We start from the raw sequence: 15,114 nt of genomic DNA, 5'->3' as shown, positions 1-15,114 counted from the left end.
ATCACCGNCAGANTCGGAGGAAGCCCGGATCTGNANATTCNGTGTACCGGTACTNAGACAGTTTAGCGGANAAAATGTTCGCCCGGTGCACAACCTCNGCCCGGGTCATCGGCTNAACCGGTCCCTCGCCGACCCCGGTTGTCTGAGGTGATTGCGCTAGGCCAGTTGACGCTCCAATGCCCGCCGGCTGTCGTGGGCCGCCTGCAGGGAAAAGCTCAGGGGGTAGCCATACAGCGGGTGATAGACCGCCTGAGGTGTCCGGGGTTTGCGGTACAGNTCTGCTTCGATCCAGCGGAAATANTCATCCACGGTGCCCACCTCGGCGGTCGAACAGGCCTTGCCGGTGCCCAGCTCATGCGCCGACACAACCGCGCCGGCCGCCACTCTGACCCGGATGTCGTTGCATCCTACCGAGCCGCATCGGCTGAGCGTGAATTGATAGGCATCGAACCCGCTCATCTGCCAGAGCTGCCAGTGTGTGTGGAGCGCCTCTTCCGGGCTGGCACTCACGTCCCGGACGCGACGCCGGAGCTCCAACAGCGCCTCNGGCTCCCGAGCCTGGCCGTTGGACGCAATGTTCATGGAAATCATCACTTTGTGCATCATGCATCACTCCCCTGTGTCAGAAACTGAAAGGCCCTTCGAGCGACTCCGGCTCATCCCAGTCNCGCGCCCAGATGTCATTGCCGTGCAGGTAGTACACGGTATCGCCATGCATCCGGCTGCGGTCACTGCCGCCCCCCATGGGATACTCATAACCAGAGCCGGTCGCCGACTCCACGATCAAGGGTTCCCGAGTCTCCAGCGTGGCCTGGGTACCGGTCAGCTCGTTGACCTCAAACAAAAACAGTCCGGAATCCAGCCAGCGGTAACCGTCGCGGCGGGTCACCGGAACNGTAAAGCGNAACTGATCCGTGCCGACCGGNAGNAAATTGAACGCCCGCAGGTCGGTCAACGCCTCGCTCCANCTCCCGGAGCCNCCCAACTCAACGGCCTCGACGCTGACCGGNTTCAGGTCATCGCGCACATCAAACAGTTCNACTTTCACCCCNCCGAAACCGCCGTTTTCATCGGCTTCCTGGCCCACGGACACCAGGTATCCCTCNCCNACGGGGTGCAGGTAATTGGACACACCCGGAATCTNCAGTTCCCCGAGCACCGAGGGGTTTTCATTATCTGAGACATCCAGCACATACAGCGGGTCGATGCGTTCAAAGGTGACNATATAGGCCCGGTCTCCCAAGAAACGGACGGNGTAGATATCCTCNCCCGGCTTGCCGATCGGCGCCGGCTGGGCNTCATTGGGCAGCCNTGCCACCACGTCCAGGGTGCGACTGTCGGAATCAGNCGCTTCTTTCAGCACATGCAGAAAGTGCTCCGGGTCGCTCCAGTCCTCCCACACGGTGGTCACCACCCGCAGGTAACCCTNNGCCTCGTNCATGCTGAAGGAGGGGTCCGACCAGTTCAGTTGTCCCGGTACCAGCCCGGTNCCCCGATAGCGGATATCGCCCCCGGCAATGGCAAACTTGTGCAGCCCGGTTTTCTCCTCCCGCCATAGTCCGGCACGGGTTCCCAGATAAAGGCTGTCCAGTGACATGTACAGCCCGCTCAAATGCGCGTTGACACAGACNGCGCTCACCAGNCGTTGCTCCCGTAGATTGAAGGCGCTCACGGTCACTATGTCGGCGAAACCTTCATCGGGGTTCAATGTTTCCGGCANATAGCAGTCCCCTTCACTCACCAGCGGNTGCTCCGGCGCCTCATCCACGCGATAGCCGGGCAGCAGATCAGACATCGGGGTGGAGCTGATCAAGCGTTCGTTGTTCTGGCGCGCNTCNTCGGTACCCGCATAGGGCTCCAGCCCCTCAATGTANGGGCTGCTGCGGGACACCAGGTACAGCACATCGCCGATCTTCCGACTGTTGAGCAGCGTCCCCTCCACTTCCAGAGACCAGCGGATCGAAGGGTTCTCCGGCGACTGGACGTCCACCAGCTCGACCCGGGTATGGCCCTCCTGCAGCGCAATCTCCGGCATGCCCATCCAGCCCCAGCCGCCGTAGTAATAACGGCTGTCACTGAGGGCCACGACCGCCTCGGTGGCGTCACCGTCTTCCAGGGTATAAAGCTGGGACAGCACCAGGGGCGAGTCGGCGTCCCGTTCGAGCTCATAGCGCATGATGTAAGTGGCTCTGGCCTGTTCCGGGTCCGTTTCATAGATGCGCAGCGCCTGAACCGGCGGCGGCTCCGGCACTGACCCGTCATCACCGGCCGCCTCATCCAGCGCCACACTCTCGGCAAAACGGTGATAGCTGGACTGGGGCGACTCGGCAACAAAGAGGTAACGGCCGTCATACTTCAACCGGTCCGCCTCATCCACGCCCTCGACGTGCACGTTGGTGCGGGAATAATCGTCGCCACCCTCCGCGGCGTTGTCCGATACATCGGGCATCGCCACGCCGCCCTCTTCGGCCCAGTTATAGTCACCGGCGCGCATCTGCAAGCGCAGCCCGTTGCGCACGAACTGCGACACGGCTTCCGGTGAATGCTCATTGGTCAGCGGCTCCAGGTCGGGATCCGCCCAGCGGAGTTGACGGTAATCGGTATCGTATCGGCCCGGGCCCTCTCCATCGCCGTTTGAACCACCGCAAGCCACCAGCAGCATCGGGCTGGCCGCCAAAGCGCACAAAGTCATTGAACGAATGTTCATGCGAATCCATCCTCAAAAAAGTCGTGGGGTTTATGGCATCATCCCTTCACTCTAGCCCCACGGGCGGCCGGTTTCTGTAGCGCAACTGCGAAAGAGTGTAATTTTGTGTAACTCTGCGGCGGCTGCGGGACGAAGAGCGCCACGGCTTACAGGTTTTTACACACTCTCACAAAGGCATGACGGCTTTTTCCCGGTACAACAGGCACACTGAAGACTCGACAGCTCCGCCCGAAGGTCACGCGTGCACCTTCGGTGATAAACTCACCCCCCGAAATGAGAGTAGTATCGATCTGATGACGCGCTTAACTGACATCCTGGTCCGCGCCTGCCCTCTGGCGGCACTGCTGCTGGCATCGAGTCTGGCGTCGCCCAGCCTGGCGGACGACGACGCGGGGCACTGCGAACACAGCAGCGCCCGCTGTGTCGCGACCGGCACCTGGGACATCCAGTTGGCGCTGGGCGCCGGACTGCGCACCAACCCGATCGCCGGCGCCGATGATGTGCCGCTGGTGCTGATTCCCCAGGTCACCTATTACGGCAAGCGATTCTTCTTTGACAACCTGGACCTGGGCTACACCCTGGTCGATCGGCGGGACTGGATGGTGAACCTGTTGATCACCCCCAGCGGTGATGGCCTGTACTTCTTTGAGGACGACTGGGGCCGCTTTTTTCTCCAGGGCGGATTGAACACCCTGGGCGCCAACTTCAGCCCAGCGCCCGATGCGCCCACCGAACCCCCGGCGGTCGCCGATGAGGACGCGTTCGAGGGCCCGCAGGAGGATCAGCGGGAGCAGGAAAGCCCGGCCCCGGCCAACCCCGAACCCACGCAGGTATCACCGCCCCCGCTCCGGGACCGGAATATCGCCGCCCTGGCCGGAGTGGAAACCTCCGGTGACTTCGGCCGGTTTCAGTGGCAGCTCCAGGCGCTGTCCGATGTCAGTGGTGTGCACNATGGCGAAGAGCTCCGGTTTGCNGTCAGCACCGGAACCCGCCGGGACGCCAACCAATTGGGCATCAGCCTCGGATTCAGCTGGAAAAGCGCCGAGGTGATGGAATACTATTACGGCGTCACCCAGGGGGAATCGAGTGGTGCCCGTCCCGCCTACCGCCCCGGTAGCGGCACGGCACCCTTTGTGCGGCTGAGCTGGAACCGACCGGTNAANGAACAATGGCGTTGGCTGGCCAGCGTTCAGTACGAGCANCTGAGCNAAGCNGTTCGCCACAGCCCCCTGACTGACCAGAATAAGGTGATGCAAATCTTCGTCGGGGGCGTATACCATTTTTAAACTCGGGCAACTGAGGTGTGGCAGTACCCANAANANNCCCATGCGCCAATCCCTGTGGATCCTGGCGGGNTGGTGTGTNGCCGGCGCCAGCGCGGCGGACAGCGCGCTGGANCTGAAACCGAGCATCTGCGCTCTGGCGGAAAATCAGGTGCTGTGCGAGCAACGNGTCGACATTCGCTGGCACAGTGACTATCCCGACGCCCTGTGTCTGTTCGTCGATCAGAGCGAGCAGCCCCTGGCCTGCTGGCNGGAAAAAGACCAGGGCGAATACCACTACGAGGCACGCACCGAACAGAGTNTGACCTTCCAGCTACGCGCCGAGCGGGACNACCAGTTGCTCGCCAGCCGACTGTTCGAAGTGATCCGCGAGTACACCGANTTCCGCTCTCGCCGACGCAAGCCCTGGAATTTTTTCTGACGCTTNCCAATAACAGACGAACCGGACACCCATGCAACAGATTCTATTGGCCGAAGACGATCACCGCCTTGCCGCCCTGGTGCGGGACTACCTNACCGACAACGGCTTTGAGGTGGCGGTGGAAGATCGCGGAGACCGGGTCCCGGAGCGGGTCCGTCANNTGCAACCGGANCTNCTGATNCTGGACATCATGCTNCCCGGCAAAGACGGCCTGACCCTNTGTCGGGAACTGCGCCCGGCGTTCACCGGCCCGATCATGATGCTCACCGCCCGCAACGAAGATGCCGACCAGATTCTCGGNNTGGAATTCGGCGCCGATGACTATGTGATCAAACCCGCCGAGCCGCGGATTCTTCTCGCCCGTATCCGGGCACTGCTACGGCGCATCGANCCCGGCATTCCGAGCACNCCACAGACCCTGAGCTTNGGNACCCTGGANGTGCACAGCGGCTCCCGCAGTGTCGAACTCGAAGGCGCTCCCATCAAGCTTTCCAGTCACGANTTCGACCTGCTGTGGTTGCTCGCCCAGCGCGCCGGGGACGTGGTGGGTCGGGATTTTCTGTTCCGGGAGCTTTATGGGCGGCCTTATGATGGCATGGACCGGACCATTGATGTGCGCGTNTCCCAACTGCGCAAAAAGCTCGGGGATAACCCGGACAATCCCGCCCGCATCAAAACCATCTGGGNCCGGGGCTATCTGTTTATCGCCGACGCCTGGGAAGCGGAGTGAACGGCCTGAACCGGCGGCNGCCATGACATGAAAAGAGCCTTTCTGTCGCTTTACCTGCTCATCGTGCTGGCNACCCTGGGNTTGGGGTGGGCNCTGGATCAACTCTGGAGCGCCTACCAGGCCGAACACCCAACCCAGGCGCCGGGCGCCATTCTCGCCGAGGTACTGCAACACAGCAGCGCCGGCCGACCGCTCGACCAGACCCGCAGCCTCGTGCACCGGCTGGCACGCGAAGGACAGACCGATGTCCGCCTGGTGCCGCTGTCCGATATTTCCGGGGAGGCGATCAAGCAGCGCCTTCAAGCCGGCGAGTCGCTGTCATTCGAGGACGCCAACGGCAACCTCTACCACTACCGCAAGCTCGCCGAACACCCCCAGGTCATCNTCATCGGGGAAGTCACCCCCGATGCCTCCCGGCGTTTCGAAGCCCTGCTGGCGCTGCTCTTCTACGGCGCCCTGGCGGCCGTGGTGTTCTTCTGGCTCTGGCCCCTGACCCGGGACCTGAACCGTCTGGANCAACAGGCCGAGGCCCTCGGACGCAACCCTGAAACCGCCGTGATGGAGNTGCAGGGGCATTCCGCCGCGCAACGCCTGGCCCAGGCGTTCAACCAGATGGCCCGNCGCATTCGTGACCTGCTGCGCTCCCAGCGGGAAATGACTCACGCGGTCTCCCACGAGCTGCGCACCCCCCTGGCACGCATGAAATTCGCCCTGGANATGGCCGATGCCAANAGCGACCCGCAGACGCTGNGCAACCGGCTGCAGAGCCTGAAAGCGGATGTGACGGAGATGGACCAGTTGGTCAATCAACTGCTGCACTACGCCCGCTTCGAGCAACAGCCCACCCTGCATCTCACTCCGGGCGACATGCCCGGCCTGCTGCAGGACCTNTGGCAGCGCCTCAGTGGGCACCTGGAGCATCCGCCACGCCTCTACCTGCACACGGCGGCCCATCCACCCCCCGTGACCTGCGACTGGCCGCTGATGGAGCGCGCCCTGCANAACCTGCTGCAGAACGCCCTGCGCTACGCCCGAGAGCGGATTGATATCACCCTGACTACGGCCGCCGATGGCACCCAGGTTCAAGTGGAGGACGACGGCCCGGGCATTCCCGAGGAAGAGCGGGAGCGGATCTTCGANTCCTTTGTCCGCCTGCGCGATGCCCNGGAGCTGCACAGTGCCGGGTTCGGACTCGGGCTCGCCATNGTGCACCGGGTGATGCAGTGGCACCACGGCACCGTGCGGGTGGATAGNGCCACCACCGGCGGTGCCCGCTTCACNCTTCACTGGCCCCCTCAAGGTGGNGCGTAACAACGCCATGGGCGGGCCGGGATCAAGCCATTGTCGGATATGCTATAGTGCCCGGCTTTGGCCGCCCACGACGGCCGTCTCCACCCAGCCAAGCGGATTTCTGTGGTAATGAAGCCAACCATCAAAGACGTTGCCAAGCGCGCCGGNGTATCCTTTAAAACCGTCTCCCGGGTTATCAACCGGGAAAGCACGGTCGGCCAGGAGCTTCAGGACAAGGTCTGGAAGGCCATCAAGGAGTTGAACTACCAGCCCAACCTGTCGGCGCGGGTACTGCGCGGCGCCGCCTCCTCCATCGGCTTCATCTATGACAACCCCAACAGCAACTATGTGATCGAAATGCAGCGCGGTATTCTCGATGAGTGCCGCCGCCAGGATTACGAGCTGGTGATCCACCCCTGCGACGCCAAGTCNCCGGAGCTGCTGGAGGAAATTTTTGGCATGGTGGACCGCAGCCGCGTGGGCGGGCTGGTGCTCACTCCCCCCATGTCCGAGATGCCCNAGGTTCTGGAAGCCCTGACCGAGCGCAGCATCCGCTTTGTGCGGATACTGTCGGGAAGCCAGCCGCCGGACACTCTTTCACCCTGCGTGTTTGTGGATGACCGCACGGCGGCCTACAACATCACCCAGTACCTGATCGACCTGGGGCACAGACACATTGCGTTTCTGGGCGGGGAAGAGGCGCACAAATCCAGCGTCGAACGTCTCGCGGGCTACCAGCAGGCCCTGAAGGAAAACCAGATTGACGCCGATCCCCGGCTGATCATCGAGGGTGAGTACGCCTTCGAATCCGGGGTCAAGCGGACCCGGCAACTGCTGGCCCTGACCCCGAGGCCCACCGCGGTATTTGCCTGTAACGATGAAATTGCCGCGGGCACCCTGTTCGCGGCCCGTCTGGCGGGCGTGGATGTACCCAGGGACCTGTCCATCGTGGGCTTTGAAGACAGCCCCTTCTCGCGCCAGGCCTGGCCCAACCTCACCACGGCCCGTCAGCCCAATGCGGATATCGCCCGCACGGCCGCGGAGCTGTTGGTCCATCAGATCCGCCACCGCAAGGGCGACAAACCCACCGACAGCGAAGGGTTTTACCCCCAGTTGGTGGTGCGTGACTCCACCTGTCCGCCCCCGTCTCGCACCCCGGCGTCCTCCTGACGCCGGCCACCCTGGGCAAACCGCTTTACTTTCCTCCTCGACGCGTGCAGAATAGCCCAAAAGACAACGTTGTCTAACAGCACCATCTACTACGCATCATTCATCCCGTGATGGCTTACCGGATTACCGGGACCCATGCCGGGATCAAGACAGGAGTTTCCATGAACACCGCCTCATTACCCGCTCCGGACCAGACTCTGATGCACCGCGAGGCCGGCGAAGCCGCGGCCGTGGTCAGTCACCAGCTCAGCGACAACGCCTCTCGGGTCAAGGCCGCCGCCGAGCGTCTGCGCGCCTACCGCCCCCGCGCCGTGGTCACCTGCGCCCGGGGCAGCTCGGACCATGCGGCCACTTTTGCCAAATACCTGATCGAAACCCAGCTCGGCCTGATCACCTGTTCCGCCGCACCCTCGGTCGGATCGGTGTATCAGCGCCCGCAGCAACTGGACGGTGTGCTATACATCGCCATTTCCCAGTCCGGGAAAAGCCCGGACCTGCTCGCCAATGTCGAGCGTGCCAAGGCCGCCGGAGCACTGACCCTGGCGCTGGTCAACGTCGCCGACTCCCCCCTGGCACAGATGGCCGACCTGGTGCTGCCTCTGCAGGCCGGTCAGGAGCTGAGTGTCGCCGCCACCAAATCCTATATCGCCAGCCTCTCGGCCCTGCTGCATCTGGTCACCGAGTGGGCGGACAGCGAGACCCTGCGCGCAGAGCTGCGCCAACTGCCCGAGGCGCTTGCCCGGGCCTGGTCGTTCGACTGGTCCGATGCCGTGAAGGCGCTGACCCCCGTGCACAACCTGTTTGTGATCGGGCGGGGGCTCGGTTTTGGTATTGCCCAGGAAGCCGCCCTGAAGCTCAAGGAAACCTGCGGCCTGCACGCCGAGGCCTTCAGCGCCGCCGAAGTCCGGCACGGCCCCATGGCCATCGTGGGCGAAAACTTTCCGGTGCTGGTTTTCGCCCAGCAGGACGAGACCCGCGAGAGCACTGAATCACTGGTTCAGGAGTTTCGCCAGCGCGGCGCCCGGGTTCTGGTGGCCGGCGAGGCGGACCTTGCCGACACACTGCCGGTGGTCCCCGAGGCTCACCCGGTGATTGCCCCCATCCTGGCGATCCAGAGTTTCTACCGCATGGCCAATGCACTGGCCATCGCGCGCGGGTATCATCCCGATGAACCACCGCACCTGAACAAAGTAACCGAAACCGTCTAACGCAGCGCAAGGTACAACACCAAGCGCACAAGGTAAGCCCAGGAGAGACCCGACATGAAGCAGGCATTGATCCGCGCTCCGATATTTACCGGTGATGAGTGGCTGGAGCACCGGGCCCTGCTGCTCGACGGCGGCCTCATCAAGGGGCTGGTCGCCGAGGATCAGGTTCCGACCGACTACCGGGTGGAAGACCTGCACGGAACCCGACTGATTCCCGGCCTGATTGATACCCAGGTCAACGGTGGCGGCGGAGCCCTGTTCAACGATGCCCCCACCATCGACACCCTGCGCACCATTGGCGCCGCCCACCGGCGGTTCGGCACCACCGGCTTTCTGCCGACCCTGATCAGTGATGATCTGGACATCGTGGCCCGGGCCATTGCGGCGGTCCATCAGGCCATCGCCGACGGTGTGCCCGGGGTACTGGGTATTCACCTGGAGGGCCCCTTTCTGAATCCGGCCCGCAAGGGGGTGCACGACGAGAGCAAGTTCCGCCGCCTGACCCCCGAAGCCGTGGACCTGCTGAGCTCACTGGATAACGGGTTTACCCTNGTCACCCTGGCTCCAGAGCGGACCACTCCGGAGCTGATTCGCGACCTGAGTCAGCGGGGGGTCATGGTGGCGGCCGGGCATACCGCCGCCGACTACGCGCAGACTCGCACCGCCCTGGCCGCCGGGGTACGCAGTTTCACGCACCTGTTCAACGCCATGACCCCGATGACCAGCCGGGAACCCGGCGTGGTGGNCGCCGCGCTGGAAGATCCCGACAGTTGGTGTGGCCTGATCGTCGATGGCTATCACGTGCACGCCGCCACGCTCAAAGTGGCGCTCGCCGCCAAGTGTCGGGGCAAAATGGTGCTGGTCACCGATGCCATGCCGACGGTCGGCGCGCAGCACAAGCAGTTCACCCTCAAGGGCGAGACCATTCACGCCGACAACGGCCGCTGCGCCACCGCCGATGGCACCCTGGCGGGCTCGGATCTGGATATGCTCAGCGCGGTGCGCAATACCTTGGCGCAGCTGGAACAGCCGCTGGAGGAAGCCCTGCGAATGGCGAGTCTCTACCCGGCGCAGATGCTCGGACTGGATCGGGAGTTGGGACGGCTGGCACCGGGGTACCGGGCCAGCCTGCTGGCCGTCGACGACCAGCTGCGAGTCAAACAGAGCTGGATTGACGGGGCGGCACAGCAGTTCTGATCAGAACCGGAACTGCAGCAGCTCCGCGTCGGCCGGACCCATAGTCGACTGTGCCGCAGTCGACGGCCCGGTCGCCGCAGCGCACTGACCGGGCAGCGGCGGCGGACAGCCCCGCACATCCTCCGGCACATCGCGGCGACTCAACGACCTCGCGGTCACATGGGAGCCCGACGCATCCCCGGTCACCGACACCGAATCGCCCAGCGCCAGCTCATCGAACAGCGCCTCACCGTCGGCCCCGTCAACGGCCACGGTCACCCCGAGCACCGTCAACCACCGGTTATCCCGGTCGATCGCGGTTACGGGGCCAGACAGAGCGACGGTATCAACATAGCCCGGTTGCCGCTGGACTCGCGTGACCACCCGGGACTCGCCCTCATAGTAGGCATAGAGTTCCAACCACTCTCCGACCCGCAGGCTGTTCAGGTTGACACCCTCACGCGGGTTGCCGCGACCGGCCGGGTTTTCAAACGCGGTCAGGTCCGTTAGCTGATACCGGCCGCCGAGTAACACGACCTCTCCGCGGTCCGGATCGATTGCATCCACCCTGGCGCGGATCCGGTTGATCCCAGGGCGCAACACCTGTACCCGCTCGGCGACCAGGCTTTCATTGCGCAGGGTGCCGCTCACCATCACCCGAACGCCTTCTCCGAGCTCGATCTGGTCCGACAGCCCTCGGGCCCCGCTGGCATCCACCGGGATACCGTTCACCTCGAAGGCCTCCCGTGAGACGAACCGCTCAATAACCCCTTCCTGGTACCACTGTCCTCCCTCCTGGGGTCTGGCCGGCTCGATCAACTCAATGCGATCCGGATACCAGAGTTCGCCGCGCCGCTCGCCGCCGCGCACGACTACCGTGTCCCCCTCAGCCAGATCGCCACTGACCTGAGCCTGCGAGACGTCCACCGATTGTTCTCCGAGCTGGAAGCGCTGCTGATCCGCTCGCCAGGTTTCTACCCGGCCCTGAGCGGTCAGTGGGCCCCGATCGGCACTGGCGACTTTGGTCGCCAGCCACTGTCCCTCGGCGGCCACCAGACCACTCACCTCGAGGTAGGCCCCAGGCTCCAGCGAGTCAAAGGCAATGCCATCGAAGCGCACATCGTCATATACCACCACAGTCTGCCCGAGAATCTGAATTTCACGCCGGACATCGCTGCTTGATACCAGAGCGTCCACCGGACCGCGCAGGGTGCGGTTATAGCGGACCGCTGCGGCAACCGCATCCTGCCCCTGCAACTGGTCAAGCTCGACATCCACCACCATGCCCAGGGTGATGTCATCGACCCCGGCCGGCTGACCGTCAACGGAGATGTCGGCGGTATCGATCTCGATGTGCAGACCGTTGACGTAGACGCTGCCATAGGCAGTCACACTGCCACTGACGGTGGTCGGACTGCCGGTGCCCTCAATCCCCGCCACGGACGAACTGTCGCTCAGGCACCCCGCCATCATCAGGGCTCCCAGTGTTGCACTGACCACACCAAGCCGCTTCATGCATCATCCTCNCTGGGCGTCGCATTTTCCTNGCCGGAGATGACTCCGGTACCCGGAAATGAACGCTCGTCNTTTCGTTGCTCAAAATAGTANAGGCCAATGCCGGCCCGTACCTGGCCGGAGCCCGCAAGCTCCGGGGACTGGTCTCGATCACACTCGGCCANCCAATCATTCACCTGGAGCAGAAAGGCCTGCCCCTCCCGGGCGCTGCGCTCGCGAATGCGTTCAAGCAGCTCCTCCGGGATGTTGACNTAGGAGACCGTGCGCTGAATAAANGGCCCCGGTGTCTGTTTCGCAATATTGTGATCCATGGTGCCCATCAAATCTGCCGCCGCGGTCCCAAAAATCCGGATATTTTCCTGCATGTCTTCCAGGGGNATATAGCCTCTCGCCAACAGCGACACGCCCTCACCNGTACGCCGCACCGCCTCGATGCGCTCCAGCTCATCCAGCAGGGCCCGCACGGGGACATCGCGACTGTATTCACGCACCAGCGCCGTAAAGCTCGGCCCAGNATCTTCNCGCTCTACCGGAAGCATCGCCGGCTCGCCGGCCGGGGTGTGGAAGCGTACGTCATTCAGCCANCCGGTGATAACCCGGGCAGCGGGCGTCGGTTGTTCGGCGGGNGCATCGGACAGAGGGTGNGAGCGNTCCTGNAGCTTGGCGATGTCCTTGCGATTGATGCCCGTCAANACCGCCATGCGTGACAGGCTCTGTTTGCGCCCCGGGATCGCGAAGTCCTCCCGGGCGGTATCGACATACACATGGCGGGCGATATCNGCGAACAGGCGATAAGACACCCCATGGCGCAACAGCAACCGCACCATCGGACGCAGCATTCGATAAAGCGCCCGAATCAGGGCTTTTTGGGTTCTATCGCTCATGTTGGGATTATAGCGTCAAAAAACATTCAAAAAATGTGATANNAATCACATTGAATAACCCACTTTTGGGACTATAGTGTCAAAAAACGGCATCAGAGACGATCCGGGTGAGACGCAGAGCAACANANCGCTCCCTTTTGGGGCCTGCCNNNCACTCNCCGGATCAGCANTNANNCTTTGATTCCATCAACCCNAACGAGGTGATATCGATGACACAGTTCAAAAAACGTCCACTGCAATTGGCGCTCGCCGCATCCCTGGCCACCCTGGTGGCTTGCGGTGGCAGCTCCAACGACAACAGCGCCGGCAGCAACGAAGGNCGCCTGAGCCTGAACGTGACCGACGCTCCCATCGACAGCGCCGCCCAGGTGGTGGTGGAATTNTCCGGCGTNTCCCTGAAACCCGCCGACGGCGAAGCGCTGGAATTCACCTTCGANGAACCCAAGAGCATCGATCTGCTGTCTCTTCANGGCTCTGCTTCCGAGTCACTGCTGACCGATGAAACCGTGCCCGCTGGCGACTACGAGTGGATCCGCCTGGCGGTGAATGCCGAGCACGATGGCGTGCTGGACTCTTACATTGAGCTGGATGATGGCACCATGCCGGAGCTGCGGGTTCCCAGTGGCAGCCAGACCGGCCTGAAACTGGTCAGCGGTTTCACTGTGGTTGCCGGCGGTACCGCCAACTTCACCATTGACTTTGACCTGCGCAAATCGGTAGTCATGCCGGGCGGCCAGGCGGGCGCCTTCCTCAAGCCGGCACTGCGCCTGATTGACAACACCGCCGTGGGTACCATTGCCGGACAGGTCGACGCCGAGGTACTGGTCGATCAGTGCGCCGACCCCGCCAACCAGACCGGCTCGGTATACGTGTACTCCGGTGCCGATGTCACCCCCACCGATGTATCCGGTGCCGAAACCGACCCGCTGACGACCGCTCTGGTGTCTGATGTGGACGGTGAATACCGCTATGAAGTCGGCTTTGTGTCCGAGGGTGATTACACCCTGGCCTACACCTGCGGTGCCGTTGATGACGATCCGGAAGCCGTTGATGAACTGGTGTTCTTCGGTACCGCCAACGCCACCGTTGAAGCCGACACCACCACCGAGGTGAACTTCACCATCGACCAGGCAGAAGACGAAACCACCGAAGAGCAGACTGAAGAACAGACTGACGCCTGACGTTTTTTTGGCCTGACGCGCCGCTTGCGCCGCGAACCACACTCTGGGGGTTCGCGGCTTTTTTTTGCGTACCCGTTTTAAATGGAAATGACGATGCGCTTGCGCTCAAGCCACCAGGCGACCAGCCAGTGCACGGCGACAAACAGGAGGGCAAACAACAGCGACGCATTGGTGGGGCTGAACCATTGCGCCAGGGAAGCATACAACCACTGATAGGCCGACCCCTCCCCCACCGGAATCAGGTACAGGGTTTTTGCCAGGACGATCGACAACACATAGATAAACAGCGGGTTCTTACCCAGCATGGCGAACCCCCGATATACGGGCTTAACCGCTGGCCATGACTCCAGCAACACCAGGGCGACCAACACCAACAGCGCGGCGCCCCCGGTCAGCAACACGAATGAACTGGTCCACAGATATTTGTTGATCGGAAACCACGGATGCCAGACCAGGCCCAGCAACACCAGAACCACTCCGCCCAGAGCGAGTAACCCAAGACTGCGCCAGCGCGAGGCACCCAGCACCAGAATGCGCGTCGCCTCAAAGCCAAGCAGCACCGTCACCACCGAGGGCAGCGTCGACAACANGCCTTCCGGATCAAACGCCAGCCCCTTGCCCTGCCAGATATGCTCCGCGCNGAATACCCACAGATCAAACTGACGCACCACCGAGCCCTGCAGGCTGTAGGGATCNTCCCCCANCTGCAANANNGCCCANTAACCGAGCANNAGGCCNNCCATGATCACGNCCCGCCACAACCCCGGCACAAACAGGGCAATCGGTGCGGCCAACAGGTNCGCGAGCGCGATTCGTTGCAGCACGCCCGGAATGCGCAGCGTCGCCACACCTTCCGTAAACGGAAACGCGTTGAGCAACACACCGATCAGAAAAATCAGGGCACTGCGGCGCACAATATTCAGCAACCGCGCCGACACCGGCTGCGCGGTACGCGAACGGCTCGAGAAAAACAGGGCCGAACCGACGATAAAAAGAAAGAAGGGAAAGATGTAATCCGTGGGCGTGGCACCGTGCCAGTCGGCATGCAGTAACGGTGCGTACACCGCATTCCAGGAGCCGGGCGTGTTGACCAGAATCATCAGTGCGAGGGTCAGCCCGCGCATGACATCCAGGGCAAGGAAACGTCGATNGGCAGAAGNTTCAGACATAGAGACACCTCAAAAAAGTGACCGGTCGCGACAGTGCGGACCGGCCAAGCAGAGGAGAGGGGGAAGCGCCGCTCAGGATTTCCAGCGGCGCAGCTTGTGCCCTTTCAGGGCATAAAACAGAATGTAGGCGTAGCAGGGGAGCATGACCCAGTAGGCCGCCTGATTGCTGGTGCTTTCCGCAAAATGGCCGTACAGCAGCGGGATCACCGCACCGCCGGCAATCCCCATGATCANCAGCGCCGANCCGACNCTGGTGTACTTNCCCAGATCCGCCAGCGACAGGGGCCAGATCGCCGGCCAGCACAAGGCATTGGCCAGCCCCAGCAGCGCCAGGAACATGACNGTNTTGGGNACCGTGGGAATNCCNAGCCANCCNAANA

At 62.8% G+C, this 15,114-nt stretch carries 14 protein-coding genes (1 of these 14 running past the window's edge); 8 read left to right on the top strand and 6 right to left on the bottom strand.

The genetic code is table 11. From position 1 onward, the window contains the following. Nucleotides 1-156: 156 nt before the first annotated feature. Nucleotides 157-582, bottom strand: a complete 426-nt coding sequence (locus tag CMG77_RS06960; protein ID WP_502691777.1) for a DUF6174 domain-containing protein — start codon at nucleotides 580-582, stop codon at nucleotides 157-159. A gap of 40 nt (nucleotides 583-622) precedes the next feature. Beyond that, nucleotides 623-2,449 (bottom strand): beta-propeller domain-containing protein, encoded by a 1,827-nt coding sequence (locus CMG77_RS06955; RefSeq protein ID WP_502691776.1) that lies wholly within the window; start codon nucleotides 2,447-2,449, stop codon nucleotides 623-625. A gap of 434 nt (nucleotides 2,450-2,883) precedes the next feature. Between CMG77_RS06955 and CMG77_RS06950 the strand changes: the two genes are divergently transcribed. From CMG77_RS06950 to nagA, 7 genes are all read left to right on the top strand, one after another. Then, nucleotides 2,884-3,993, top strand: a complete 1,110-nt coding sequence (locus CMG77_RS06950) for a MipA/OmpV family protein (RefSeq protein WP_502691772.1) — start codon at nucleotides 2,884-2,886, stop codon at nucleotides 3,991-3,993. Nucleotides 3,994-4,033: 40 nt separating this feature from the next. Further along, nucleotides 4,034-4,411 carry a DUF3019 domain-containing protein gene (locus tag CMG77_RS06945; protein WP_286903849.1) on the top strand — a complete coding sequence of 126 codons (378 nt, stop codon included), beginning with the start codon at nucleotides 4,034-4,036 and terminating at the stop codon, nucleotides 4,409-4,411. 31 nt (nucleotides 4,412-4,442) lie between these two features. Then, nucleotides 4,443-5,141 (top strand): winged helix-turn-helix domain-containing protein, encoded by a 699-nt coding sequence (locus CMG77_RS06940; RefSeq protein WP_286903848.1) that lies wholly within the window; start codon nucleotides 4,443-4,445, stop codon nucleotides 5,139-5,141. 27 nt (nucleotides 5,142-5,168) lie between these two features. Next, nucleotides 5,169-6,452: an ATP-binding protein gene (locus tag CMG77_RS06935; RefSeq protein ID WP_286903847.1), complete on the top strand. Its 1,284-nt coding sequence runs from the start codon at nucleotides 5,169-5,171 to the stop codon at nucleotides 6,450-6,452. A 108-nt stretch (nucleotides 6,453-6,560) separates the two neighbouring features. Continuing rightward, the gene (locus CMG77_RS06930) at nucleotides 6,561-7,601 is read left to right on the top strand and encodes a LacI family DNA-binding transcriptional regulator (protein ID WP_286903846.1); all 1,041 of its coding nucleotides are present in this window, start codon (nucleotides 6,561-6,563) and stop codon (nucleotides 7,599-7,601) included. A gap of 161 nt (nucleotides 7,602-7,762) precedes the next feature. Further along, the gene (locus CMG77_RS06925; protein WP_286804934.1) at nucleotides 7,763-8,809 is read left to right on the top strand and encodes an SIS domain-containing protein; all 1,047 of its coding nucleotides are present in this window, start codon (nucleotides 7,763-7,765) and stop codon (nucleotides 8,807-8,809) included. 54 nt (nucleotides 8,810-8,863) lie between these two features. Beyond that, complete coding sequence (nagA, locus tag CMG77_RS06920; protein WP_286903845.1) at nucleotides 8,864-10,006, top strand: N-acetylglucosamine-6-phosphate deacetylase; 1,143 nt, start codon at nucleotides 8,864-8,866, stop codon at nucleotides 10,004-10,006. On the opposite strand, the gene CMG77_RS06915 is transcribed toward nagA, so the two are convergent. Together CMG77_RS06915 and CMG77_RS06910 are read right to left on the bottom strand one after the other, a co-directional pair. Next, nucleotides 10,007-11,500: a DUF5666 domain-containing protein gene (locus CMG77_RS06915; protein WP_286804937.1), complete on the bottom strand. Its 1,494-nt coding sequence runs from the start codon at nucleotides 11,498-11,500 to the stop codon at nucleotides 10,007-10,009. After that, nucleotides 11,497-12,384 carry a DUF6502 family protein gene (locus CMG77_RS06910; RefSeq protein WP_286903844.1) on the bottom strand — a complete coding sequence of 296 codons (888 nt, stop codon included), beginning with the start codon at nucleotides 12,382-12,384 and terminating at the stop codon, nucleotides 11,497-11,499. The genes CMG77_RS06915 and CMG77_RS06910 overlap by 4 nt, the downstream gene beginning before the upstream one ends. Nucleotides 12,385-12,593: 209 nt before the next feature. On the opposite strand from CMG77_RS06910, the gene CMG77_RS06905 reads away from it, so the two are divergent. Further along, nucleotides 12,594-13,565 carry a DUF4382 domain-containing protein gene (locus CMG77_RS06905; RefSeq protein ID WP_286903843.1) on the top strand — a complete coding sequence of 324 codons (972 nt, stop codon included), beginning with the start codon at nucleotides 12,594-12,596 and terminating at the stop codon, nucleotides 13,563-13,565. Between the two features lie 77 nt (nucleotides 13,566-13,642). On the opposite strand, the gene CMG77_RS06900 is transcribed toward CMG77_RS06905, so the two are convergent. Beyond that, nucleotides 13,643-14,734: an acyltransferase family protein gene (locus tag CMG77_RS06900; RefSeq protein ID WP_286903842.1), complete on the bottom strand. Its 1,092-nt coding sequence runs from the start codon at nucleotides 14,732-14,734 to the stop codon at nucleotides 13,643-13,645. A gap of 72 nt (nucleotides 14,735-14,806) precedes the next feature. Beyond that, a protein-coding gene (locus CMG77_RS06895; RefSeq protein ID WP_502691775.1) for a sugar MFS transporter crosses the window boundary here: on the bottom strand, nucleotides 14,807-15,114 show its 3' end. It continues 1,033 nt past the right edge of the window; the window shows 308 of its 1,341 coding nt (coding positions 1,034-1,341); its start codon lies beyond the right edge, outside the window; the stop codon is at nucleotides 14,807-14,809.

The sequence above is a fragment of the Marinimicrobium sp. genome (assembly GCF_002695945.1).
GTDB lineage: Bacteria > Pseudomonadota > Gammaproteobacteria > Pseudomonadales > Cellvibrionaceae > Marinimicrobium > Marinimicrobium koreense.
Note: the sequence above shows the minus strand (reverse complement) of the source record. Positions and strands in the feature narration are given on the sequence as shown.